At 50.2% G+C, this 23,914-nt stretch carries 17 protein-coding genes and 1 tRNA gene; 12 read left to right on the forward strand and 6 right to left on the reverse strand.

Annotated features, from left to right (window positions below; all coding sequences use genetic code 11):
* Window positions 1-160 precede the first annotated feature (160 nt).
* Window positions 161-829 carry an L-threonylcarbamoyladenylate synthase gene (locus tag H6F68_RS20570; protein WP_190440998.1) on the reverse strand — a complete coding sequence of 223 codons (669 nt, stop codon included), beginning with the start codon at window positions 827-829 and terminating at the stop codon, window positions 161-163.
* A 115-nt stretch (window positions 830-944) separates the two neighbouring features.
* Between H6F68_RS20570 and larC the strand changes: the two genes are divergently transcribed.
* Complete coding sequence (gene larC, locus H6F68_RS20575) at window positions 945-2,561, forward strand: nickel pincer cofactor biosynthesis protein LarC (protein WP_190561887.1); 1,617 nt, start codon at window positions 945-947, stop codon at window positions 2,559-2,561.
* A 57-nt stretch (window positions 2,562-2,618) separates the two neighbouring features.
* Here the strand turns inward: larC and H6F68_RS20580 are convergent, their stop codons facing one another.
* Complete coding sequence (locus H6F68_RS20580; RefSeq protein WP_190561889.1) at window positions 2,619-3,245, reverse strand: DUF6658 family protein; 627 nt, start codon at window positions 3,243-3,245, stop codon at window positions 2,619-2,621.
* A gap of 221 nt (window positions 3,246-3,466) precedes the next feature.
* The gene (locus H6F68_RS20585) at window positions 3,467-4,036 is read right to left on the reverse strand and encodes a DUF6658 family protein (RefSeq protein ID WP_190561891.1); all 570 of its coding nucleotides are present in this window, start codon (window positions 4,034-4,036) and stop codon (window positions 3,467-3,469) included.
* Window positions 4,037-4,454: 418 nt separating this feature from the next.
* Here H6F68_RS20585 and gorA point away from each other — a divergent pair, with 418 nt between their 5' ends.
* Window positions 4,455-5,795 carry a glutathione-disulfide reductase gene (gorA, locus tag H6F68_RS20590; protein WP_190561893.1) on the forward strand — a complete coding sequence of 447 codons (1,341 nt, stop codon included), beginning with the start codon at window positions 4,455-4,457 and terminating at the stop codon, window positions 5,793-5,795.
* An 87-nt stretch (window positions 5,796-5,882) separates the two neighbouring features.
* On the forward strand, window positions 5,883-6,842 hold the full coding sequence (locus tag H6F68_RS20595; protein ID WP_242065592.1) for a YbhN family protein: 960 nt from the start codon (window positions 5,883-5,885) through the stop codon (window positions 6,840-6,842).
* A gap of 42 nt (window positions 6,843-6,884) precedes the next feature.
* On the opposite strand, the gene H6F68_RS20600 is transcribed toward H6F68_RS20595, so the two are convergent.
* The 3 genes from H6F68_RS20600 to H6F68_RS28730 all read right to left on the reverse strand — a co-directional run bounded on the left by H6F68_RS20600 (window position 6,885) and on the right by H6F68_RS28730 (window position 9,565).
* A complete protein-coding gene (locus H6F68_RS20600; protein ID WP_190561895.1) occupies window positions 6,885-8,285 on the reverse strand; it encodes a hypothetical protein in 1,401 nt (466 codons plus the stop codon).
* 573 nt (window positions 8,286-8,858) lie between these two features.
* Window positions 8,859-8,937 (reverse strand) — tRNA-Phe (locus tag H6F68_RS20605).
* 469 nt (window positions 8,938-9,406) lie between these two features.
* Window positions 9,407-9,565: a hypothetical protein gene (locus tag H6F68_RS28730; protein ID WP_206755545.1), complete on the reverse strand. Its 159-nt coding sequence runs from the start codon at window positions 9,563-9,565 to the stop codon at window positions 9,407-9,409.
* An 88-nt stretch (window positions 9,566-9,653) separates the two neighbouring features.
* Here H6F68_RS28730 and ndhL point away from each other — a divergent pair, with 88 nt between their 5' ends.
* From ndhL to H6F68_RS20650, 9 genes are all read left to right on the forward strand, one after another.
* Window positions 9,654-9,893 (forward strand): NAD(P)H-quinone oxidoreductase subunit L, encoded by a 240-nt coding sequence (ndhL, locus tag H6F68_RS20610; RefSeq protein ID WP_190441027.1) that lies wholly within the window; start codon window positions 9,654-9,656, stop codon window positions 9,891-9,893.
* Window positions 9,894-9,917: 24 nt separating this feature from the next.
* Window positions 9,918-10,253 carry a DUF3007 family protein gene (locus tag H6F68_RS20615; RefSeq protein ID WP_190561897.1) on the forward strand — a complete coding sequence of 112 codons (336 nt, stop codon included), beginning with the start codon at window positions 9,918-9,920 and terminating at the stop codon, window positions 10,251-10,253.
* A 103-nt stretch (window positions 10,254-10,356) separates the two neighbouring features.
* Window positions 10,357-11,157, forward strand: coding sequence for a tryptophan synthase subunit alpha (gene trpA, locus H6F68_RS20620; protein ID WP_190561899.1), 801 nt, complete (start codon window positions 10,357-10,359; stop codon window positions 11,155-11,157).
* A gap of 186 nt (window positions 11,158-11,343) precedes the next feature.
* Window positions 11,344-12,315 carry a DUF11 domain-containing protein gene (locus tag H6F68_RS20625; protein WP_190441038.1) on the forward strand — a complete coding sequence of 324 codons (972 nt, stop codon included), beginning with the start codon at window positions 11,344-11,346 and terminating at the stop codon, window positions 12,313-12,315.
* A 257-nt stretch (window positions 12,316-12,572) separates the two neighbouring features.
* Window positions 12,573-16,187, forward strand: coding sequence for a hypothetical protein (locus tag H6F68_RS20630; RefSeq protein WP_190553349.1), 3,615 nt, complete (start codon window positions 12,573-12,575; stop codon window positions 16,185-16,187).
* Window positions 16,188-16,227: 40 nt separating this feature from the next.
* Entirely contained in the window at window positions 16,228-19,044 is a 2,817-nt protein-coding gene (locus tag H6F68_RS20635; RefSeq protein WP_190561901.1) for a hypothetical protein, read from the forward strand.
* Window positions 19,045-19,312: 268 nt separating this feature from the next.
* The gene (locus H6F68_RS20640) at window positions 19,313-20,152 is read left to right on the forward strand and encodes a FecR domain-containing protein (protein ID WP_190561903.1); all 840 of its coding nucleotides are present in this window, start codon (window positions 19,313-19,315) and stop codon (window positions 20,150-20,152) included.
* Complete coding sequence (locus tag H6F68_RS20645; protein WP_190561905.1) at window positions 20,133-23,171, forward strand: CHASE2 domain-containing protein; 3,039 nt, start codon at window positions 20,133-20,135, stop codon at window positions 23,169-23,171. The genes H6F68_RS20640 and H6F68_RS20645 overlap by 20 nt, the downstream gene beginning before the upstream one ends.
* Before the next feature lie 76 nt (window positions 23,172-23,247).
* On the forward strand, window positions 23,248-23,853 hold the full coding sequence (locus H6F68_RS20650) for a pseudouridine synthase (protein ID WP_190561906.1): 606 nt from the start codon (window positions 23,248-23,250) through the stop codon (window positions 23,851-23,853).
* Window positions 23,854-23,914 lie beyond the last annotated feature (61 nt).

The following is a 23,914-nucleotide window of genomic DNA, read 5'->3' on the forward strand; positions in this document are numbered from 1 at the left end:
CTGATATAGCAGCGGTCGTTTAGTCCATGCGTGCGAGCCCTTATTCCATCAGCAATAGAGGGATTTTGAGCTGTGGCGATCGCCTTGGATGCTGGAGAGTGTCATCTACTGCATCCGGTGGACAATTCGTTAACTGGTTCGCCGAAGCTGAAGGAAAACTCTAACTAACTTCCGCTGCCCAAGCAGTTACCGCTTCCCATCCCAGACCTTTACGCACTAGGATTGGTTCCTCTGATGTCAAATCCAAAATGCTGGAAACCTGGTACCCTGGTTCCGACCCATCATCGACAATGACATCGACCAACTTGTCGAGTTGATCAAATAGCTCAAACCGCGAAATCCCTGGGTTAGTCTTGGTTTTAGGCTGACCGTCCGTTTCCTCATCAACCAAGTGAGCAGAGGTAGAAATAATCGGGTTGCCCAACGCCTTGAGCATCGCAGAACAAACCGGATGGTCGGGCACTCGAATTCCTGTAGTCTTGCGCTTAGGATTCATGACTAGTCGGGGCACCAACTTGGTCGCCGGAAGCAAGAAGGTGTAAGGCCCAGGAATCAAATGCCGCATGATGCGGTAAGCCGGATCACTCACATACGCATAGTCAGCAATATTGGAGAGAGAAGAACACAAAAAGGTCAAAGGCTTATCGTTGGATAACTGCTTGATGCGTCTTACTCGTTCCACTGCCGATTTTGCGTTCAAATCACAGCCAATTGCATAGACTGTGTCGGTAGGGTACAGCACTACTGCCCCTCGTTGTAACGCCTCCCTAATTTCTTCTATTCGCCTCACTTGAGGTGTATCCGGATGGACGTTGTAGATTGTGGCCATAAAAATTTTTCTCCCTCAAACCCCACACTCAACACAGCTTGATGCTGAATCAAGACTGAGTTTTAATAATTTTGCTAATTTGGCTGGACTTAACCGATGAAACTTGGATTGGTGTATGAGTAAGCTGGCTTACCTGGAATGCCCGACCGGAATTGCGGGGGATATGTGCTTAGGAGCGCTGATCCACGCAGGCGTGCCCTTGGAGTACTTGATCGAGCAACTTAACCGTTTAGGAATTTCAGATGAATATCGGTTGCGGGCAGAGTCAGTGCAACGAAATGGACAGCAAGCAACCAAAGTTCATGTCGATTTGAAGCCCAACTCCAGTTCAGAGTTTGTTTCTGAACCAGTTGACCAACCGTACACTACGTTCGTCCATTCCCATTCTGCTACAGAACCTGCTCAAGCTGCCACGCATCATCACGCTGATTCTGGCTATGCTCACGCTGACCAAGTTCACACTCATCATGGTCACTCTGAGCATCCTCATCCTCACCCCAACTCGCAACCCAGCCAGCCTGACGGTGACGAACCTCAAACAAAAAACCACCACAGGCATGCTCGCCATTTACCAGAGATCGAACACCTAATTAAAGCCGCTCAGTTGCCTACGAGGGCCGAAGCTTGGAGTTTAGCCGTGTTTCAGTGCTTGGCCGCAGCGGAGGGGGCGGTACATGGAATTGCTCCCGAGCAAGTGCATTTTCACGAAGTGGGCGCGACTGATGCCATTGTGGACATTGTTGGCACTTGTCTGGGCCTAGATTGGCTCAACATTGACCACCTTTACTGCTCACCCATGCCGACGGGTGGGGGCATTATTCGCGCGGCTCATGGTCGCTTGCCTGTGCCCACTCCAGCCGTACTGAAGTTGTGGGAAATGCGCCAAGTGCCCATTTACAGTAATGGCATCGATCGCGAACTGGTCACTCCCACGGGAGCCGCGATCGCCGTGACTCTGGCTACAAAGTTTGGACCACCGCCGACGATGACACTTCAAAAAGTGGGCTTAGGCGCTGGTTCTCGTGATTTATCCATTCCTAATATGGTGCGTCTGTGGCTAGGAGAAGGAGAAGCAAGTTCTACAGAAGCACAGCAGCACTGGCATTCTGGCGATCGCCCCAACCATCCACAGCAGGAACCCAAACTCCATGCAACCCAAACCTCACCCCGCTTACGGCACCCCTCTCCCACGGGAGAGGGGCTGGGGGAGAGGTCAGGGCCTCCGCTAGAAACTGTGGAAGTGCTAGAAACTCAGATTGATGACCTGAATCCCCAGGCGATCGGTTATGTCTTTAATGCTTTATTGGCAGCAGGTGCCTTGGATGTGTTTACTCAGGCGATCGCGATGAAGAAATCACGGCCCGGAGTGCTACTAACCGCAATTTGCCACCCAGAGCAAGTGGCTGATTGTGAAGCAATAATGTTTCGAGAAACCAGCACCTTGGGCATTCGCCGCTCCACCCAGCAACGCCGGATTTTGGCTCGCGAAATTCAGCAAATTGAAACGGATTATGGATCAGTTCGAGTCAAAGTTGCGTGGGCAGGACCAGGGAAGGAAGGGGCGATCGCCAATGTCCAACCTGAATACGAAGACTGTGCCCAGATTGCTCAACAGCAGAACCTGCCCTGGCGAGAAGTTCACCGAGTCGCGCTGCAAGCTTGGTATCTCCAACAAAAGAAGGCCGCATCAGGTGGCACAATCCATACCTCACCTGACCGACCTTATCGCTGAATTGAAGAATGAAAAGTAGCTAGAGGAAATTAAACCCTATTGTGACTACTATCAGCACTAGCTAGCCTTATCGATCGCCCGCTGAGTATTACGAGCTGCTTCGCTAGCTTTGTCTTGAACGTAGCTAGAAGTCTTGTTTACTGCTTGCTTCGCGTTACCAACTAGATCCTGATCTGCGACTTTGCTCAGGCCTTTGCTAGCACTCTTGGCATCATCACGGATATTATCTGCTTGGTCTTTCACATTGCTGGTGACCCGGTCAGCTTTCTTGTCAAAAGATTTGCTGTCTCGCTTGAGGTTGTCACCTAGCTGTTCTAAGTTCTCGCCTTTTTTGTCAAGAATCCGCTTGCTATTGGTGCCAATATCATCCGTTTGGTCAATCACATTGCGCTCAGCATTATCTACCAAACCTTTGGCTTGAGTAGAAGTTCTGGATTGCACACCCTTGTTGTAGCGAGCATCCGTATCACTGTAGCCGTTCATGCCACCTTGGTAGTTTTGCTGGCGATGTCCAGGGATGCCTTGAGCAGGGCTGTTGCTGTCTCGGCCTTGAGTACCGCTGCTCTCTCTAGCTTGGGCACCACCTGAGCAAGCGGCAGTAGAAATCATTAGAACCCCTGCCAGAAACACAGCTAAAATTTGGCTCAGGCGAATCTTTTTAAGTGCAGAAACCAATCTTTTCATATGAAGTACTCCGTTGTATTTTCTTGAGTGAATTGACACTAAATTTCAAGGACTCCAACTAGCAACTCAACGATTTTTTAGGTGCACTTAAAGTCACGTTTCAGCACAACTTGGGCAACTTTATTGATACGAAAGCATTGTCTTTTTTTAAGGAAAAATTATGCTTCCTGCAATTAGTTCTGCACTGCTATCGCGTTGAAGTTGAAGTCCTAAAAGAAGAATTAATAGCGTCGCTTGGCAGGGTCAGGGGCCAATTCTGGCTTCTCTAGAGCAGAATCACCCGTTTCTTTCACGAAAGCAGAAGCGTCTTTGAACTGTTCGCCAATTCTTTCCATAATTTTTTCGCCCGGATCACTGCGATCGATCACAGGTTGGCGCTCTTTAGGAAACTGTTTGACTTGCGCTTGCAGTTCTTTTTGTGCTCTAGTTCCGATCGCGGGATTGTTAGTACTGCCAGCATTAGCGCTAGGGTAAAGCACATCGTCCGAATTGCTCTGAATATCACCGATATTGCTAGCAGCGATCAATTGAGGAGCAACGAGTTGTAGATCCGCCCGATCACCGCGAACTGCTTTAGCATCAGTAGAGGCTTTGTAGTTGGTATAGCCGTCTCCACCACTCTTGTGCGGGTTGTTGTTACCACCCATTTGCACAGGAGGATTTTGAGGACGAGCGCCATTCACATCTCCACTGTTACAAGCAGTACTGATTACCAGTAGCACGCCTGCTATAAAGACAGTTAAAATTTGACGTATTCGTACTTTTTCGAGAAAAGCGATTAAATTCTTCACAGAAGACTCCTTATTAGCTCAGTGCATAAGGGCTCATGCTTAATTAAAAGTGGCCCTCTTACAGAGAAATGACAGCTCAAAATTCCTACGGGCTGTTGCTGTAGGATCATCACAGGGGCAGTAGGAGTTGAGCTAGAAACTTTTTCACTGATACCTGTTCAGCTTACGCAGAGGGTTCGATCGCATCCTCTAGCCGAGGTCACATTCTCCACATCCGATCTCAGCTATTTTTCTCTAACCCTAGAGAGAGCGATTAGGAAGCGATCGCAAATCAACGTATTGATTAACACATTCGAGACCTGACTCGCTGGGATGAAGACTCGGCCCCAGAAGGTTTTTATGCTGTTGTGACTGGTCCCAGTCACGAGCTGGTCACAGTAATAAGCATTGTGCAAACGGATCGGAGCAATTCTGGATCATGGCCTTTGACTACGATCTACTCGTCATTGGGGCGGGTTCTGGTGGCTTGGCAGCGGCTGAGCGGGCAACGACTTACGGAGCGCGAGTGGCGATCGCAGAATTAGGAACAGTCGGAGGCACTTGCGTCAATCATGGCTGTGTTCCAGAAAGACTACTGAACTACGCCGCTAGTTTTGCCGACGTTTGCTCGGATGCAGCGGGATATGGCTGGAACACCGCACCCGGTTCATTTAGTTGGGCCAAGTTTGTGCAAGCCAAAAACCAGCAAATTGAAAAGCTGCACCAAGTCCATCAGCGGCATCTCGACTCTGGCAAAATAGCTGTCATTCTAGGTCAAGCGGTCTTTGTAGATGCTCATACCTTGCAGGTGGGAGAGCAATCAGTGACAGCTGCCAAAATTTTGATCTCCGCGGGAGCTGAGTGGGATCAACTGCCCATCCCAGGCGCAGAACATTTGATAACTTCCCGTGAGCTGTTTAATTTGCCTGAGTTGCCTCAACGACTTGCGATCATTGGAGACAATTATATTGGCGTGAAATCGGCTAGCAGCTTAAACAGCTTAGGTTCCCAAGTGTTTCAAGTAATTCCATCCGACTCTATCTTGGCTGACTGTGACCATGAGCTAGCCAGTGCTGTGCAGGCAGGTCTGGCTCGGCGCGGAGTCAGCTTTCGCTGTCACAGCCAGTTATTAAAAGTAGAGCGCGGTTCGGCAGGTTTGGAGCTAACGCTCTCCGATCGCGATGAGACTCTAACCGTTGATGTTGTGGTTGCAGCTACTCAGCGCCACCCCAAAACTCAAGGTTTGCGGCTAGAAAAAGCTGGAGTTCAGCTTACACCTCAAGGCACGATCGCGGTAGATGAATATAGCCGCACGACCCAACCCAACATTTTCGCGATCGGAGATTGTACCTCTCGCACTAGTCTCACACCTGTCGCGATCGCCTCTGGACGAGCCATGGCAGATACGGAATTTGGCCCCCAACCCCACGCAGTCGATTACAACTTAATTCCGGTTTCAGTAGGTTTTCAGCCTGAAGCGGCAACGGTAGGTCTCAGCGAGGCCGAGGCACGTGTGCAATTCGGTGAAGCGGTGCAGTGCTACCGAAGTGAGATTCGGCCTCTCTCGCAAAAGTTGACTCCCCGCCATGAACCAGGGCTACTGAAATTAGTGGTTGAAGCTCAATCGCAACGGGTGGTGGGAGCGCATCTAATTGGTGAACATGCAACCGAAATCATTCAATGCCTAGCGATCGCCATGCGGCTGGGTGTCACGAAACCCCAACTCAATCAAACGATGGGTCTACATCCCTCGATCGCTGAAGAACTGATCAATTTATGATTTATCGGAAATCCCAGAGAAGATGAGGGAAGAAATGCAAGAGATGAAGGTGACTAGGCAGGGGAGCAACGATTAAGATATGGCTGATTGCATTTAGCAATATCTGGCGATCGCCCCTCTCCACCAAAGTCATACATCATGAAGCAAATTGGTGCCCGCCTCAAGCCTTATCTACGATGGGTTGTCCTGGGTGGCACCCTGATTTTTTTAGCAAAAGCGCTAAAAGATCATTGGGAGGACGTGGTTGCTATTCGCCTAGAAGCAACAGGTTGGCTTTATTTGGCGATCGCGCTGGGTGTGACGTTGATTGCCCATGTTTGGTCGGGTTGGGTTTGGGGTTGGATTTTGCAGGAGCTCAACCAACCCGTCAGTGGCTTCTGGGCAGTAGCGGTCTACCTCAGAACCAACATTGCCAAATACCTTCCAGGCAACATCTGGCACTTTTATGGACGCACTCAAGCCGCTACCGCTGTAGGTATTTCGCTGGGTGCAGCCACTTTAAGCGTTTTACTAGAACCTCTATTGATGGCAGCGGCAGCCTTATTGATTGCTCTGGTCGGGAATCGCAGCGCTAGTTGGGGCTGGCAGATTGTCAGCTTATTCGTAGTGCTGGCTAGTGTTCATCCTAGAATTCTCAATCTCGGCATTCAATTGCTCAGCCGCTTGAAGGGTAAGGCGACTGATGCTTCAGGTAACTCCTCCAGCCTTCGCATCGCTCGCTACCCCATCCGACCTTTACTGGGAGAGATGGGCTTTGTGGGCATCCGAGGCGCTGGTTTCCTTCTGACTTTTCTCGCCATTAGTCCTTTGAATGCCAGCCAAATTCCTCCCCTCTTCAGCGCCTTTGCTCTAGCTTGGCTATTAGGGTTGGTCGTGCCCGGAGCCCCTGGAGGAATTGGGGTTTTTGAAGCCACGGCGATCGCTTTATTAGGGCGGCAATTTTCTCCAGGTTTGCTCTTGAGCGTAGTTGCCTTGTATCGCCTCATCAGCATTCTGGCCGAGTCTATTGGCGCTGGGCTTGCTTGGTTGAGCACTCCTCGGAAATAAAAACAATCAATAGTCTGACTAAGCTCAATTCAAGGCTACGCTCTACTTTCCGTCTAGCAAATCGAGTTTATTGCTTTCGATTTCCGATGCTTCGGGCAGGAACTCAAGCTCAGCAGCTAGTTCTAAAGAGTTGTCACTCTTGAGCTGGGAGAAAATTTTGTAAGTGTCTAAATCGGTGTGAGATATTTCATAGGTATCTTGCTTTTTATGGTTCATTTTAATCAGGTTATACTCAACATTCTCGGCATAAATAGCAAAAGTGATATTAAATACTTCCATGAAAGTGATCACCCACTGACACTCTTCTTCCGAGAAACCTTCGTAGTAACGCACCAACTCAGCAATACAAGCTTCTAGGTGAGTTCGAGCATGACTACAAATCAAAATCAACTTTAGTAAAACAATAACTAATGTGAGAGGATTTCCCTGAGATAGTAATAAGGCAAATAGGGGAGAGGGTTCTCCTTTTTGTTCAATTGTTAAATACTCAATGACTCGATTACAGGTTCTGAGTAAGAGCGCGCTGCTTAAAACTTCATCGTGGTAGTTTTCATAAAGAGAATCAAACTTCTCAGATAGCCTTTTTCGTAGCGTATCCACAAAGTCTTGATTCTCAACTGCAAAGGCTAAATACTCTTGTAAGCTAGCCTTAAATTCTTTATAAGTTGATTGTTGAGTTTGCTTGAGAAAGATGTTAGCCACATTGGCATAATTAAAAGGCCCTCGTCTGGCAACAATCGCTTTCGTCAAGCGGATTACTTCATCCCCTAAAGCGGTGGGATTTTTGGGAGCTTTACTGCCTAAAGTAGATGACTGCGATCTAGCAATATACATCGCCAAGTCAAACTTGAAGCGGTCCTTTAACTGCCTAGAAAGCGCTCTGGCTGCTTCTCGTTGCTCAATAGGATTTTTTAGGTCAACAAATTGAGGCACTAGAAGAAACGCAGTATATCTTTGTGTCCAGTGACCGTCCTGATCATCATACCGAGAGACAAATAACTTAAGCTCTTCAAAATCTTGGCTATTAACAAAGTTTAAAGTCCAGGTTCTCAACCGCTTTAAAGTTGGAGAAACTGTGTGTCGAGTAATGGATGGATCAGAAAAAACTTGAATTAAATCTTGAATTGCTTTGTGCTGCCGCTTCGTACCCCAGTTGTTAACCAGAATGTAGCAAGAGCGCTTTAGAGTATTTCTAAACTCTTCTTCGTTATTGGCAAAAACAATTTCGTATAAAGCAGGAACAACCGCAGAACTACTAGAATCGGCGTGATGAATGAAGAGACGCTGAAATTCTAAAAGAACATCTTCCGGGGGGCGCGCATTGACGATTTCCAACAAAAAGTTGAACAAAACTTCCTGAGCTTGTTGCGTGCTGCGCTTGGATTTATGAAGCTTGCCAGAAGAGTCATTGTGGCGATCGCTTGTCAAAACGTCCCCAGTCATTATTACAGAACTCAAATACGATTCGAGGTGAAGGAATAGTTGCTAAGAGTGCACTATTGGCACCTTGTATAAGAAGATATCAGCTTACTCTAAAGTCTTTTGTTTGCCCATTATTTCCGCCAAAGTAGTGCAACCTGTAAGTTTGAGCCTAAAAAAGTGGCTCTTGAGTTGTCAGCAGTGAAGCCCCTATCAATCCAGTCTACCCGCTTCACTCTGAATGATGTGTTTTTTAGAACAGCCAGTTATCAGTAGAGGTAAAGTTATTTAATTCATTAGCCATGATAAAGGAGAGCCTGCTGAAAGTAGTTCACCCCTTCGGACTAAGTGCAGTACGTTCAGCCTGACTAACTTTAGGTGTAGCTTCTAGGGCTTAAAGGATACCAACGAATGCCTGTAAGCCGCCAGAATTACGGGCAGTTCAGCCCATTCTTCCAGGGCGATCGCAACCTTACAATCCACCTGCAAAAAAGTGGAACACTTAAATTCGTAGTTCGGTGAAACTGCTGGGTTCGCTCTAGCAGTCGTAACTACTTGGCCACGAATGACAACTTTTTTTGATGGGGTTTGTTTTGATGGGGGTGGAGGGACTTGAACCCTCACGACCTTGCGGTCAACGGATTTTCATTCTCCTGTAGTTTTCACTACTACCCTCTATAAAAACTAAGTTTCTACAGAGATGGGCTTTGAGAATTGGACCCTCCCTTTACCCTCGACTTAACGTTAGGGTAGCTCCCGTCGGGCCTCTGCACCTTCCGATCAGATTTGACAGATGAGAACAAGGTTAAGTTGCCACTCATTGCAATTTAATCGGCTTGGCTCAGGATTGCCATGTCTACCGTTATCACGGCTAGATTTAGGTTTCCCTGAGTTTGAGAGCATCCACTTATCAAATTTCTCTGATAAGGCTCAATTTTTTAAGTCCGTAGCGTCTGCCATTCCGCCACACCCCCGTTTGATGCGCCTTGAGCTCACTGAAAGTCAGTAAAGCACTGCTAAGTGTCGTGGATAGCATGTTCCACCTCAGCAGACCTGCAATTGTTTTTGCAGGGCACCTTGTTTATTGGACATCAAATGGGGAATTTATGCAAGATTTACGAGCAAAATTGCAGAAGTTTCTCCAATTACGGGTGGTTAGAGCGATCGCACCGCCAATAACTCGTCGGACTAACTCGGACTAACACTGAGGCGATCGCCGAACCAGTCCAATAGGCAGAAGTCAGATCAGCCATGAGATCGACAGCAAACGTCAAATCCACGTAGGATAATGAAAAAGATTGCAAGCAGCTTTCATTGAGCTGACACCGCTCAGTCAGGTAACTAGCTGAGACGACTAGCGAGACCCCTATTGTTTAGTAGCTTCCAACCTCTATGTTGAGTGCACTTTCTTCGGACTCCATCCTGACTTTGTCTTTGTACGCAGCTTTAGGCGGCGCTTACTTGGTTGTTGCCCCGTTAGCTTTGTTCTTTTACCTACAAAAACGCTGGCATGTCGCAAGCTCTTTTGAGCGAGCTTTTATGTACTTTCTAGTTTTCTTTTTCTTTCCTGGCCTTTTGGTTTTAGCGCCGTTCCTCAACTTTCGGCCCCAGAAACGGCAGATTGAAGCATAAATGGGTTTTTATTGGCAGGCATAGATGCGGCGCATTGACGTTCTTGGGATTGGTCTAGCCATTTTTGTGGCGGGTGGCTTGGTGTACTTGCTACTACAGTTCATTGGGCTAGATAGTGTAGAGGCAGGCATTTGGAGCCAAGCAGTTCTGGTGGCTGGACTGGTGGGTTGGTTGCTGACTTATCTGTTAAGAGCACTGACGCACAAGATGACGTTCAACCAGCAGGTCAAGGACTATCGAGAAGCAGTCTTGCAGAAGCGCTTGGAAGAACTGACGCCAGAAGAATTGGCGCAAATCCAGGCAGAGATTGAGCAAGAACAGCAATCCTCAGCTCAGGATTCAGCCCAAACGCAGATCTAAACCCTCACAGGCGCTGGGAAACTTACTGGCTGATCAAATTAGGTAACTTACCTAAAATCAGCTAGCTTTGATAGTTGGTTAACCTGTAAGCAAATTTATTCGGATGATTTCGGTTTCTCAGTGTTTTGAATCCCTCCGCGATCGCGGTCAATGTGCTCTGATCCCCTTCATCACAGCCGGAGACCCTGATTTAGCCACAACGGCGGAAGCGCTCCGGGTCTTGGACCGTAGCGGTGCCGACTTAATTGAGTTGGGCGTGCCCTATTCTGATCCTCTGGCGGATGGGCCTGTCATCCAAGCGGCTGCGACTCGCGCCTTACAGCGGGGCACTCGGTTAGAGGCAGTCTTGGAAATGGTGCGGCAAGTCAGCCCAGAACTGCGATCGCCAATCGTTTTGTTCACTTATTACAACCCGATCCTGAACCAAGGTATCGAGAACTTCCTCAAGCAGATTGCGGATGCTGGGGTCAAAGGCTTGGTGGTGCCAGATTTACCGTTAGAAGAATCGGAGACACTGATTCAAACAGCGGCCAATCTAGGAGTTGAGGTGGTGTTGTTGGTGGCTCCCACTAGCCCTAGAGAGCGAATTGAGGCGATCGCGCGACAAGCTCAAGGCTTTATTTATCTGGTGAGCGTCACAGGTGTGACCGGAATTCGCACCGAACTGGAGTCTCGCGCCCAAGACATCTTGATGGATTTGCGCACCATTACCGACAAACCGATTGGCGTGGGGTTTGGGATTTCCCAGCCAGAACATGCGCGGCAAGTCATGGATTGGGGCGCAGATGCAGTAATTGTCGGCAGCGCCTTCGTCAAGCGTTTAGCCGATGGCACTCCCGCTCAAGGTTTGCGAGCCATTGAGGAATTTTGTCGAAGCTTAAAGATAGTCATTAGTTCTGATTAGAGAAGTAATAACTTCAGAACCCTTAATTTGGCGAGCGATCGGAGGTAAGTGTGACCTCAGAGAAGCGCTAGCTTGCACCTACTGTAATCTTGCGGTAGGTTGAGGAGATTTGTAGCGATCGCCTTCCCGCCATCAAGGGCTCTGCTAGGGAAATCACTTCAACATCTACGAGTTAGAACAAATCGAATGAAAGGGTTGATACCGCTGTGGCAACACAGGCATTGGCTTTTGACCATGCTTCTACCCGGAGTAGCGCTACTTCAGGTTCTACCAGGCGTAACTCAGGAAACGCTACAAATTTCTAACACAGGTTCTGTCATCTTCAGAGCGCCCAATAGCGACACGCCTAGAACGGTGCCTTCCAATCCCACGACGTTTACCGCTGTAACGGATGTCGCAGATCTAGAAGTGGTGAAAACAGGCGATCGCTCTGCCGCCGAACCCGGAGATACTGTCACCTACCGTTTGCTAGTTCGCAATACAGGTACAGCCGCTGTTAACAATTTAGTTGTACAGGACGTGTTGCCACTAGGTATGCAATTCGTGGGTAAGTCTCTGCAAGGCACAGTGGGCAGTGGCACAACTTCAACCCCAGTCGCTCTGCCAGAACCAACCACTAACAATCGCACCATCGCGATCGCCGTTCCCAATGGTCTCGCGCCCCAGCAAACTCTTAACCTCACCTACTCAGTGGTTTTAACTCCTGACGCGATTCGAGGCAGTGGTCGCAACCTAGCTTCCGCGATCGGCAACACGGGTACCCGTGAGATCCGGAGCAACACTGCCAGTTTCCTGGTCAGGATTCGCCCTGGTATCCTGTCCGATTGTGGCACGATTCTGGGACGAGTCTTTGTGGATAAAAACTTTGACGGCGAACAGCAACCAGGAGAACCGGGAGTTCCCAATGCGGTCGTCTTTATGGATGATGGCAATCGTATTGTCACCGACCCAAATGGCTTGTTTTCAGTGGCTAATGTGATCGCTGGCAACCGCACCGGAGCCATTGACTTGAGCAGCTTACCGGGCTATACGCTCGCGCCCAATCTTTACCGAATTGAGGCCAATAGCCAATCTCGGCTAGTTCGCTTGTCACCCGGTGGCCTAGCTCGCATGAATTTTGCAGTCACTCCAGCCTTTGGCGAACAATCCACTCGGTAGCCAAGTTTTGCCTAAATCTTTCGCAGCCCAGTTGCGGAGCAAACCCTTACAAGGTTTGACAGCAGTACACAGAGACTGATAGTCTATTGCCCTTGCTGCATCTCTCAGTGGATGTACTGGAACAGGAGCGCTGTCTTAGCTAGACTGCTTAACTGTTTTTGCTGATTGCCATCGGGTGTTCCTTCATTTCATGCTCGGCTCTGGGTTTTAGGAGCAGCATTTTTAGCGATTCGCTCTACTATTGGCGGACCAAATATATGAGAGGGACAGCTCTTTCGAGCAAGGCGATCATTCGTCTAAGTTTATTGACCACTGCTGTAGGAGCGCTGGGCATTACGGCTCCTGTGCACGGCACTGAGGTGCTTCAGCCCTCAATACAATCTCAATCCTTACAGCTACCAGAGCCTCCAGGGCAGCCTGCTGCAGTTTCATTTATCTCTACAGACTCGATCCAGTTTGATCCGGACAAAACTGGTTTTGCGATCGCGAATTCTTCTGAATTAGCAGAGTTTCAAAGCGAACCTAGCTCAAACATCGGTGACGCTAAGCCCTCAGGTTTGATTGCTCCTGTACCTAGCGTAGAGTTACCGCCACTCACCGCGCAGACGACTGAAAATTCCCCAGAATCCCAAAGTCCTGAGGCATCAGAAAACCCAGCTAGTAACGGCCCAACGAGTCCAGCCAGCAGCTCCCCTGACGCTACAGTCCCCACTCTGCCAGCAGTTAGCTCTGACAAAACCAGCGCGATTCGCCTAGAAATCGCTTCGGTTGATGATCCTCGTGTGATTGCTGATGGTCGTTCTACCGTGACGCTGCAAGGTCGCCTCTTAAATGAGCAAGGTGAATTAATTTCGATCAACGCGATCGCCACGCTCACGGCTAGCGCGGGTCAGTTTGTCGGAGCCGATCAAGACCGCGATCGCCCTGGTTTTCAGGTTGTGGTGCAACAAGGGCAGTTTACGGCCCAACTACAGTCCAGCTTAGAAGCTCAAAAAGTTAGAGTCCGAGCAGCTGTAGACCTAGAAGACGAGTCGGAGCGATCGCCAGAAACCGAAGCTTTACTGCAACCGACTGGAGGACTTGTCACTTCTACTTGGCAACCAGAAGAAGTTGAAGCCTATACCCAAGTTGAGTTCATTACGAACCTACGTCCCTCCTTGGTCACGGGTTCGGTCAATCTGCGAATTGGGCCAGGGGGCACCGACTTCTACGACAGTTTCCGCGACTTTTTAGACCCAGAACTGCTCGATGACGACACCCGCGTTGATGTGAATGTGGCGGTGTTTGGCATTGGTGCAGTCGGGGAGTGGTTGTTTACCGGAGCCTATAATAGCCAGCGATCGCTGAACGAAACTTGCGATGGCACTAATCGACTGTTCCGAGATATCCAGTTTTGTGAGCAGAACTACCCAGTTTACGGCGACAGTTCTACCTCGACTTATCTCACGCCTTCTACCGATAGTGTGTATCTCCGCTTTGAGCGCACGTCTCCCGTGGCAGGGGCAGAGCCAGACTACGGCATGTGGGGCGATTACAACACCCTAGAGTTTGCTCGAACTTCGCAGTTGTTCACCGCGACGAACCGGCAGTTGCATGGCTTTAAGGGCAACTACAACCTGGGCAATTTGCAAGCTACGCTGTTGTATGGCAACAACATTCAAGGGTTTCAGCGAGATACTTTGGTGCCAGATGGGACCAGTGGTTACTACTTCTTGTCTCGTCGCTTAGTCATCCCTGGTAGCGAAAACGTTTTTCTCGAAACCGAAGAAATTAATCGTCCGGGCACCGTCCTAGAGCGCAAATCTCTAAATCGCGGCCCTGACTACGAAATTGACTACGATCGCGGCTCTTTGATATTCCGTCGTCCGATTCTGGCGGTAGAACTCAACCCGCTAGGCCAGAGCTTAGTCCGTCGCATTGTCGTCACTTACCAGCACGAAACCGCTGGTGACGGCGATACCAATCTCTACGCCGGACGGCTCCAGTACAACTTCTCACGAGAGTTCGATCGCGAAAGTTGGACAGGGTTTAGCTATCTACGCGAAGACCAAGGGGCACAAGACTTTGAACTGTACGGCCTGGATTTCTTCTTTCCCCTCGGCACTGATGGGCAACTGGTGGGTGAGGTGGCGCGCTCTAATTATGACTCGCTATTTCGCGGCAACCTCACAGGATCGGCCTATCGCCTAGAACTTTCCGGCAAGATCACCTCCGCGATCGCAGGTCAAGCTTACTATCGCTCGGTGGATGAAGGCTTCAATAACAATGCCACCGTTAGCTTTACTCCTGGACAAACTCGCTACGGTGCGGCATTAGCCACAGCCTTGAGTGAGACCACAAAACTCAGCTTCTTGTTCGATCGCGAGACTAACTACGGGATTGCGCCGCTGGTACGCACGACCATTCCAGATTTGTTTAACCCTGCGCCTGAGCCAATTCCAGGGAGCGCCGTCAACAATACCTTAACCACTTTCAGTGCAGGTATTCAGCAAAAGCTCGGCTCAGCAGATTTAAGTCTGGAGTGGTTGAACCGCGATCGTGAAGACCGCGCTACCCCCGAACTCTTTGAGGGTGACGCTAGCCAACTGGTCTCTCGCTTCGGTCTGCCCTTAACGGAAAGCTTAACTTTCAAAGCCCAAAATGAACTGAATCTAGGCGACATTGACCCCCTTTATCCCGATCGCACCACCTTCGGCTTAGATTGGGCGGCTTATCCGGGTGTGACAGTTCGCTTAGCGCATCAATTCTCTTCCGGTGGCTTGCTAGGAGATACCTCCATTACCAGCCTTGATACGATTCTGGAGCATTACTTCTCAGAAAACACCAGCATCACTGGACGCTACTCCGTCCTGAGTGGGTTCAATGGCTTTACTGGACAAGGGGCAGTTGGCTTAAATCATCGCTGGGCGATCGCTCCTGGCTTGCGCCTGAACTTGAGCTATGAGCATATCTTTAGCAATTTGTTTGGACGTACTGCCGCCGGAGAACGCTTTGCCCAACCCTTTGCTACAGGTCAGGGTGCTGCGGCATTAGGGTTGCTCTCTGGCGATAGTTATGGCGTGGGACTGGAATACACCGACAACCCCAATCTCAAAGCCAGCGCCCGCTTTGAGCATCGCACCTCGTCAGCCGGAAGCAATACAGTGATTTCCGCCGCTGCCGCCGGGAAAGTTTCTCCTGCTCTTACAGCCTTGGCGCGTTACCAGCAAGCCAGCGCTTCCAATCAACTCCTAGCAGTTTTAGGAGATACAGCCAATCTGAAGCTGGGTCTGGCCTACCGCGATCCTCGGAGCGATCGCTTTAATGCTCTGCTGCGCTATGAGTACCGCCTTAACCCTGCTACTTCCCCAGAAACCTTTCTGTTTGGGCGACGCGATGATGACGCCACTGATCACTTATTTGCCGCAGAAGCCATTTACGCTCCCGATTGGCGCTGGGAGTTCTACGGTAAGTACGCGCTACGAAACAGCACCTCCTACCGCGCCCAAGACTTATCCAACACCAACACCATTTCTTTGGCGCAATTACGCACCACTTACCGCTTGGGCTATCGCATGGATGTAGTTGGAGAAGTCCGTTGGCTCACTCAGCCTGCCACCGACTACAGCGAACTGGGTTGGGTGGTGGAAGCGGGCTACTATCTCACCCCAAATCTACGACTGGCCGCCGGATATAGTTTCGGTGATGTAGACGATCGCGACTTCAACGGCGATCGCTCTCGTGGTGGCCTGTACTTGGGCTTAAACCTAAAACTAAATGAACTGTTTGATGGCTTTGGTCTGCAAAAAACTACTCCCCGTCAGCAGCAGGAATCCCAAGTGAACCCGACAGCCTTGGCTCCCGTTGCGCCCATGCCAAACACCAACCCATAGCACTGCCAGCAACCAGTCAGAGGAGTGAATTAATTTAGCTATGTCTGCCGTACCCGCACTGCGTCGCCTAACTCGCGTAGCCCTCATCGTTCCCTTCGTTGTGGCTAGCCTCGAACCTTTTGCAGGAAGCGCTTCAGCTCAAGTCACGCCACTCGGGGCCAAGTGTCCAGTCGGCACAACTCTGGGGGCTGACAACCTAGTGTTTAACGGTAACTACAGCATCTTAGGGGGAGGAGCTGAGCCAAATATTAACCCCGCCGCAGGCTTCAGCAGTGATTTGCCCTATCGAGGCGATGCGGTTTATCCCGATGACCGAGGAGTGAATGGTCCTTTAGGACCGGAGGGGCCACTAGGCGGCATCTCCATTCAAACTGGGCCAGTTACCTATGCCAATGGCGTTGTAGTCAGTAGACAGGAAATCCCAGTTTTTCCAGGTGATCCAGCTAACGGAGCACCTGCATCCAATACGTTTCTTTATTCCAATCCCAACGAAGATTTACAGGGCAGGTCGCTTGGGTCTAGGACTGATGCCAACACATTCTCCAATCCCACCATTTGGCAGCAAACAGTAACGGTTACTCCCAACACGACCTATAACTTTATTGCCTACTTTGACAATCTCCTAAGCGCTACCGCTGATCCCAGAGCAGTCAACCCAGAAATTCAATTACAAATTAAACGAGGCAACACCGCTTTTGACCTCGGTCCTCAAATCTCTGTGCCGCGCAGCGCTCCCAATGGTCTAGGCGGCGAATGGCTACCTGTGCAATTCTCCTTTACGACGCTGCCTACCGATACCAACGTCACTCTAGCGATCGTTGATCGCGCCAATACCGTGAATGGGGATGATTTCGGTCATACCGCGATCGGGCTGCGACAGTGCCTCCCAAATATCGGCATCGCCAAAGCAGCAGGCACAGCGGTTAGTAACAGTGACGGCACCTTTACCGTGCCCTATAGCCTCACCGTCCGTAACTATGGGGCCGATGCCATTAGCAATTTGCAAGTTACAGACGACCTAGCTACAACTTTTGCCAACGCAGCTGGCTTTGTCGTTTCTGGAGCGCAAAGCCCAACGTTAAGCGTCAACCCCAACTTTAATGGCAGTAGCGATCGCAACATCCTCGCTCCTGGCAATACGCTAGCCGCAACCGGGCAACCAGGCGACACTGCCACAATTACATTCAATGTCACCATTACACCCGGAGCGGGTCCCCAAGGATTGGGTCCTTTCAATAACAGCGCGATCGCCACTGGGAATGCAGGCAACACCACTGTGCAAGATACGTCTGATGCAGGCACCAACCCTGACCAGAATGGCAATGGTATCCCGAATGAGCCAGGGGAAAATGACCCCACCTCAGTCACCCTGACTGCAACACCAAAAATTGGCGTGGCTAAACAAGCAGGGGCAGCGGTTGACAATGGTAATGGAGTTTTCACTGTGCCTTACACCGTAACGGTCAGCAACCTCGGCAATGTGTCCGTCAATAATCTGCAATTAGCAGAAAACTTAACGACAACATTTGGACCTCCCACTACCTTCACCATTGCTGCTGCACCGACGAGTTCTACCTTGGCAGTCAACCCTGCTTTTAACGGCAACAGTGACTCCAATCTCTTAGCGGGCACCACTGCTTTAGCGGTGGGACAAACTGCCACCGTTACCTTTAGCGTTCAAGTCACAGCGAATGGTCAGCTAGGTCCTTTCAACAACACAGTTCTAGGCACCGGCACTGGGCCAGGAGGGACACCAGCTCAAGATGAATCGACCAATGGTGCCAACCCTGACCCCAATGGTGATGGCATCCCTGAGGAAAGACAACCAACTGTGGTTAGCTTTGGCGAAACTCCCAAACTCGGTGTTGCGAAACAAGCAGGTGCAGTGGTTAACAGCGGCAATGGCGTGTTCACTGTGCCTTACACCGTCACAGTCAGCAACCTGGGCAATGTCCCCATCAATAATCTGCGACTTGTCGAAAACCTCACCAGCACGTTTGGGCCTCCCACTACCTTCACCATTACTGCGGCTCCCACCAGCCCCACTCTAGCGGTTAACTCTGCTTTTAACGGCAACAGCGACCCCAATCTCTTAGCAGGCACTACTAATTTAGCGGTAGGACAAACAGCCACCGTAACTTTTAGTGTTCAGGTAGCAGCGAATGGACAGCCTGGCCCCTTCAACAATACAGTCACGGGTATTGGTACTAGCCCAGGAGGTACAGACATTCAAGATGAATCCACCAATGGCACCAACCCTGACCCCAATGGTGATGGCATCCCTGAGGAAAGACAACCGACTCCCGTTCAGCCAGAACCACTTCCTGTAGGAGAGCCCCAACTGCGCTTACTCAAACGAATTACAGCCGTGGAACAAGGAGGCAGAACTCAAACGTTCGATCGCTTTGTGGATGATCCTACTGATACCACCGATACGGCTCCTGGCTGGGCTCAACTGTCTCCGGTTGGCGAGGTCAATCTACCAACTTCGCTGTCTTTACGTAGTGGAGATTCAGTTGAATATACGCTTTACTTCCTGTCTGATGGCACAGCTCCTGCAACCGCTGCCAGCCTCTGCGATCCCATTCCTGCCAGAACCACCTTTGCCCGCGATCGCTTTGGTACAGGTAGTGGGTTACAGCTGAACCGAGCCAGCGCCGAGAAATCGCTGACGAATAATGCTGACACCGATGAGGGAAATTTCTTTACCCCTTTAGCGCCTTTACCCAATGGCAATGCTTGCCCGGCTAATGCGCAGGGCAATACCAACGGCTCTGTCATTGTCAACTTAGGAGAAATCTCTAATACCCCTGGCCAGAACTTTGGCTTTGTGCGCTTCCGGGTCAGGATTGATTAAGCATCGGTAGCGATCGCCCAACCAAAATATTCCATCCAAACGCTTGATGTATGTATTTCTTTACAGATTAGGTAAAGAATATAACAGCTTAAATGTAGCCGTACGGTAACGACTGGGCATGATTAAAAGATGGTTAGTCCTCACTTCTGCACTCGCGAAATTGAGCTACACCAGCCTGAGCGTATTACTAACCTAGACAGCCTGTGGGACCATTGCTTGTGTCTACGTCGTCAATCACGTCAATAAGCTGAACACTGAGGAACTGGCTTTGAAACGGACTTGGGTGCAATTACTTCTCCTATTCGTATTAGGAATTAGCCTGCTGACCATTGCTGACTTGGCGATCGCCCAATCCTTAAAGGTGCGGGTGAATCGTTGGTTGGAGGTGCGGCAGATTCAAGGGACAGTCAGCCTCTACCAAGGCCAAAAATCTCAACCCGCTCGCAATGGCAGTCGCATTCAAGCGGTAGGAGAGGGTATTCAAACTGGCGCGAAGTCTAGTGCAGTTTTAGCCGTAGATACTGGCATTGGTTTCATTAAAGTTGCAGAAAATACAAACATCCGCGTACTACAGCTAGAGCGGCTAGCGACTGGCGGACAAGTCACCAAGCTGCAAGTGAGTGGAGGACAAGCCCGCCTCCAAGTGAGAAAGTTTACCAATCCAGCGTCCCGTCTAGAAATCCTTTCCCCCGCTGGTTTAAGCGCAGTCCGTGGCACGGAGTTCGGGGTGAGTGTGCAGCCAGACGGTAAAACTGGGGTTGCCACCTTGGAAGGTAAAGTGGCTGCGATCGCCCAAGGAGCCAGCGTGCCGATCCAAGCTGGGTTTCAAAGTTTAGTCATTCCTGGAGAAGCCCCGTTACCCCCGACTCCCTTACGGGAAGACACGCGGTTGCAACTCCAAGTTCTAGAGGCCGTTGGCAACAACCAAGCTCAAATTGCTGGTCAGGTGGATGTTGTTAATCTGGTATTAGTGAATGATCAACCCCTGAGCCTCGATCGCGAAGGTCAGTTTGATGTCAGAGTTGCACTGCCGCGAGAGCGCCGGATTCGGGCCGTAGTCAGAACTCCCTTGGGGAAACAGCAAATTTATGAATTGGCAGTTCCGTGAATGGGGGTTGCGACTGTTACCTGGTGGCATCACTGCTCTCATTGTGGTTGGTCTACTAGAAGTAGGAGCTTGGCAGCCTTTAGAGCAATTATCCTATCGGTTGTTATTTCGCTTGCGGGGGGACCAAGCCTGGGATGAGCGTGTCGTCATCGTCGCGATCGATGAACCTAGTATCAAAAAATTTGGTCTCTTTCCTTGGCCTCGCCAGTACCACACGCAGTTATTGCAGCGATTAACCAAAGCCGAACCCAGCGCGATCGCCTTTGACGTAGTTTTGTCAGAACCCAGCCCACAAGATGCCCAATTAGCAGCTGCAATGCAGGATCAAGGCCAAGTTCTGTTAGCCCAAGGTTGGGACTATCTTGGCGCTCTCTTGCACATTAGTCCCCCTTTAAAGACTGCTGCACTTGATGTCGGCCATGTACTCAAACAAGAAGATGCCGACGGTGTCACTCGCAGTATTAAACCCCAAGTCAGAGGAGTGCTAGCTCTGGGTCTAGCGACGGTGCAAGTATATTCCTTAGTTCAGGAACCTGTCCGCCTCCCACCTTTAGACCAACCACTTTGGGTCAATTGGCCTGGTTCAGTGCGTGGCCTCAAGCACTACTCGTATGCAGCCGTCTTAGAGGGACAAGTGCCTGACACGGCTTTCCAAGGCAAAATTGTCTTAGTCGGCATGACTGCGATCGGCTTTGATCCCCTGCCGACTCCCTTCAATCGCAATCCCTCTGCTAGTGGTGTCCATCTCCACGCTGCTGTGATCAGTAATCTTTTGCAGCAAAATTGGCTACACCGTCCAACTCAAGATTGGAGTTGGTTGTTACTAATTGCTGGACCTGGCCTCAGTTGGATCCTGAGTCGTGGGAATACCAGTCAGCAAATTGGCATCTGGATCGGTGCTTGTTTGAGCTGGGGTATGGTCAGCTTGCTCCTGTTTGAAGCAGGTTACTGGGTGCCAGTAGCGGCTCCTTTGGTCCTGGCTACGGTAACCACAGGAGCTGTCGTTCTACACGATCGCCTCAGGGTCAACTCCTTGCTAAAAGCAAGAAGTGAGTTTTTGGCAACGATGAGCCACGAAATTCGGACACCAATGAATGCCGTGATTGGGATGACAGGGTTGTTGCTGGATACACCATTGACCGAGCAACAGCGGGACTTTGTGGAAACGATCCGTAGCAGTGGCGACGCCCTCCTGACCATTATTAACGACATTCTGGACTTCTCTAAGATTGAGTCAGGCAAGTTAGAGCTAGAGGAGCAACCATTCCAACTACGCACCTGCATTGAAGAGTGCCTGGATCTGCTTGCTGCCAGAGCTTCGGAGAAAAATTTAGAGCTAGCGTACTGGATTGATCCAGAAGTGCCTCAGTACTTGGTCGGCGACATCACCCGTATTCGGCAGATCTTGGTTAATTTGCTGAGTAACGCAGTCAAGTTTACTCACGCTGGAGAAGTCGTGGTTTCAGTTAAGGCGGGGGTAGCCACCCATCCACGATTGCAGCGGATTGATCGGCGACAGACACCAAAAGACAGCAGCAAAAAATATGAGATCTGCTTTGCGGTCAAAGATACAGGCATTGGTATTCCACCCGATCGCCTCGATCGCTTGTTTAAATCCTTCAGCCAAGCAGACTCTTCTACTACGCGACAGTATGGGGGTACTGGGCTAGGTCTCGTGATCAGTCAACGACTCACCCAGATGATGGGGGGGCGCATGTGGGTGGAAACTCAGTTAAATCAAGGTTCAACATTCTATTTCACCTTTTTAGCCCAAGCCGTACCAGAGCTAGTTCCCAGCCAAGTGGCATCCGCTCCAGATCAGTTGGCTGGCAAGCGATTGCTGATTGTGGATGACAACGCGACCAATCGCCAGATTTTGTCCTTGCAAGCGCAGTCTTGGGAGATGTTGCCTGAGACAGTTGATTCTGGAGCAGCCACGCTCGATCGCCTACGGCAAGAAGTATTTGATCTGGTCATTTTAGATATGCAGATGCCAGAGATGGATGGTGTCACGTTGGCAGGAGAAATCCGCAAGCTACCCGGATGCCAACACCTACCGTTGGTGATGCTTACGTCTTTGGGCCGTCCAGAAGGTAATGCTCAGACGATCGCCGCCAAGTTTGCTGCCTTTTTAACAAAACCAGTAAAACAAACGCAGCTTTACAATGCGCTTTTGCAAGTGATGGGAGCCCAACCGATTCCGCTTAGCGGTACTCAGCCGACTCCTACTTTTGATCGAGGCTTAAGCGATCGCCATCCCCTCCGCCTCCTACTGGCTGAGGACAATGTAGTGAATCAGAAAGTAGCCTTACGTCTGCTCGAAAAAATGGGTTACCGCGCCGATGTCGCTGGCAATGGCTTGGAAGTGCTAGACGCGCTGCATCGTCAAACCTATGATGTCGTGCTGATGGATGTGCAAATGCCTGAAATGGATGGTTTGACGGCGACTCGGCATATCTGTCGATTATGGTCGCCGGGCCAGCGACCGCGACTAGTCGCCATGACCGCTAATGCCATGCAGGGCGATCGCGAAGCCTGTCTCCGGGCAGGAATGGACGACTATATCACTAAACCGATTCGGACCGAAGAACTAATTCAGGCGTTACTCCGTTGTCCACCTCAAGCAGGCTTAAAAACACATCATTCAACCGTAGAATCTACGGTCGTGATCGATCCAAAAGCCCTAGAGGAACTCCGCGAATTAGGCGGAGAAGAAGCAGAAGCCTTGTTGCAAGAGGTGATCGACACCTACTTGGAAGACACTCCTAAACTCTTACAAGCGATCGCCGCCGCTTGGACCATCCAAGACACCACAGCCTTGAAGCATGCCCTCCACACCCTCAGAATCACCAGCACTACTTTAGGTGCCATCACGCTCTGTCAGATCTGCCAAACTATAGAATCTCTGAATCCAGAGGTGGCGATCGCGATTCAGAATGAATGGTTGGCGCAGTTGGAGGCAGAATACCAGAAAGTAGAAGTAGCTTTGCAAGCAGAACGGCAACAAGTGCGAGCCTGAGCAGGCAAATGATTGGGCACATAATCGGGCACATGATCAGGCACAATAGTTGGTCTGGGTTTTGGGCTTAATTTTCGTGCCTTATCGCTACCTTCTGTTCTACAAGCCGTACGACGTATTAACGCAATTTACAGACAATAGCTCTGTAGCGCCTCGGTCAACGCTAAAAGATTACATTCCAGTGCCAGAGATTTATCCGGTAGGCCGATTGGATCGAGACAGCGAGGGCTTGTTGTTACTCACCAACCACGGTCAACTCCAGCACCGCTTAAGCGATCCCCAGTTTCAGCACCCCCGGACTTACTGGGTACAGGTAGAGCGAGTTCCCGATGCAGCGGCTCTGGCCCAGTTGCGCCAGGGTGTCGTGATTCAAGGCTATCGTACCCGTTCGGCTCAGGTGCAATTGCTACCTACAGAACCTACCTTGCCGCCTCGCGAGCCACCCATTCGGTTTCGTAAAAATGTGCCAACCGCTTGGTTGGAGATCACTTTAACCGAGGGGAAAAATCGCCAAGTGCGGCGCATGACCGCTGCTGTCGGATTCCCAACTTTACGCTTGGTACGAGTCGCGATCGCCCATCTCCAATTAGTAGGGTTAGAGCCAGGTCAATGGCGGGATCTGACTCCACCAGAGCAAGCGAGCTTACAACAGCTTTGCTTTCCTCGATCAAAACTTAATTAACTGCAAACCAAGGTCGGCAGTTGAATAGATACAATAGGGTATCCGTGAAAATATCGTTAAA

It is taken from the genome of Trichocoleus sp. FACHB-262, assembly GCF_014696035.1.
Classification (GTDB): domain Bacteria; phylum Cyanobacteriota; class Cyanobacteriia; order FACHB-46; family FACHB-46; genus Trichocoleus.

Coding starts and splice junctions, on each gene's coding strand:
- trpA (WP_190561899.1), top strand. CDS start 10,357: ATGATTTCGGTTTCTCAGTGTTTTGAATCCCTCCGCGATCGCGGTCAA.
- gorA (WP_190561893.1), top strand. CDS start 4,455: ATGGCCTTTGACTACGATCTACTCGTCATTGGGGCGGGTTCTGGTGGC.
- H6F68_RS20625 (WP_190441038.1), top strand. CDS start 11,344: ATGAAAGGGTTGATACCGCTGTGGCAACACAGGCATTGGCTTTTGACC.
- ndhL (WP_190441027.1), top strand. CDS start 9,654: ATGTTGAGTGCACTTTCTTCGGACTCCATCCTGACTTTGTCTTTGTAC.
- H6F68_RS20630 (WP_190553349.1), top strand. CDS start 12,573: ATGAGAGGGACAGCTCTTTCGAGCAAGGCGATCATTCGTCTAAGTTTA.
- H6F68_RS20600 (WP_190561895.1), bottom strand. CDS start 8,285: ATGACTGGGGACGTTTTGACAAGCGATCGCCACAATGACTCTTCTGGC.
- H6F68_RS20615 (WP_190561897.1), top strand. CDS start 9,918: ATGCGGCGCATTGACGTTCTTGGGATTGGTCTAGCCATTTTTGTGGCG.
- H6F68_RS20580 (WP_190561889.1), bottom strand. CDS start 3,245: ATGAAAAGATTGGTTTCTGCACTTAAAAAGATTCGCCTGAGCCAAATT.
- H6F68_RS20570 (WP_190440998.1), bottom strand. CDS start 829: ATGGCCACAATCTACAACGTCCATCCGGATACACCTCAAGTGAGGCGA.
- larC (WP_190561887.1), top strand. CDS start 945: ATGAGTAAGCTGGCTTACCTGGAATGCCCGACCGGAATTGCGGGGGAT.
- H6F68_RS20645 (WP_190561905.1), top strand. CDS start 20,133: ATGAATTGGCAGTTCCGTGAATGGGGGTTGCGACTGTTACCTGGTGGC.
- H6F68_RS20635 (WP_190561901.1), top strand. CDS start 16,228: ATGTCTGCCGTACCCGCACTGCGTCGCCTAACTCGCGTAGCCCTCATC.